At 65.7% G+C, this 961-nt stretch carries 2 pseudogenes; one reads left to right on the plus strand and one right to left on the minus strand.

The annotated features are described in order from the left end of the window. Nucleotides 1-645: pseudogene (locus tag DVK07_RS22865) on the plus strand (DUF3488 domain-containing protein); the annotation flags it as partial. Nucleotide 646: 1 nt separating this feature from the next. Here the strand turns inward: DVK07_RS22865 and DVK07_RS22870 are convergent. Continuing rightward, nucleotides 647-961 (minus strand): annotated as a pseudogene (locus tag DVK07_RS22870) (PKD domain containing protein); the annotation flags it as partial.

The following is a 961-nucleotide window of genomic DNA, read 5'->3' on the forward strand; positions in this document are numbered from 1 at the left end:
TTCCTGCTCGTGTCAGGCGCGTTCTACGCGCTCTCTCGCCATACTGGGGTCCCGTGGCTGTTTCTCAGCGCCTTCGTGGCCGCGCTGTCGATATTTCCGGTGACGTTGTCGCTGCTTAACCTCGCCGTCCCTCGAGACGCGGTCACGTACGGGTTCTCGGGGGTAAACATGGCGCTCGTGGGATTTCTCCCGGTCGCGATCGGGAGGTACATCGAGGCGAAACGTAGGCGACCGATCGATGCGACGCTGCTACTCGCGGCGTTCTTCCTCTCGGTAAGCGGTATCGCGATGCTCGCAGTACCCCGGTCGACGCTCACGTTCGCCGTCGCAACGGCCGGGGTAGCGCTGAGCGTCTTGTTCGGCGGGTCCTTCGCTCGTCACGAACGAAGTTCGGCGAACTCCCACGACCGGTTGCGGACGGCCGCGGCCGATCCGGAAATTGTCCTCGGAATCGGGACGTGGATACTCCTGCTGGTGGCGGCGTTTCCACAGACCGTCGCCTCGGGCGGGAGCGTAATGAACGTGTACGCCCACTTCGTCGGGTACGCTCTCGGCTTCATCACCGCGTACCTCGCGCACGAATGGGAGCTCTTCGAGAACCGCGTCAAAAAACGGGTCGACACCGGCCGGCTAGGGCCGTCGTGAGCTACTCCTCCCGGCGCGCGTACAGCGCGATGATTGCCACCGCGGCGAGGACGAAGACCACGACGATGAGCCCGAATACGGGGAAGCCGCCCGGCTCCTCGGTCGGCTCGTCACCCGTTCCGTCGCCTGTTCCGTCGCCCGTTCCGTCGCCGGTGCCGTCACCGGCCGGTTCCTCGACGTCGAACGAGACCGTCGCGGTGTCCGTCTCTCCCGCGTCGTTCGTCACGGTCAGTTCGGCCTCGATCGTCCCGGCCTCGTCGACGGTCGTCGTGACCGTCTCACCGGAGAGCGTCTCGCCGGCGACGTTCCAGTCGTA

This window comes from Halorubrum sp. Atlit-26R (genome assembly GCF_003666015.1).
Taxonomy (GTDB): Archaea; Halobacteriota; Halobacteria; order Halobacteriales; family Haloferacaceae; genus Halorubrum.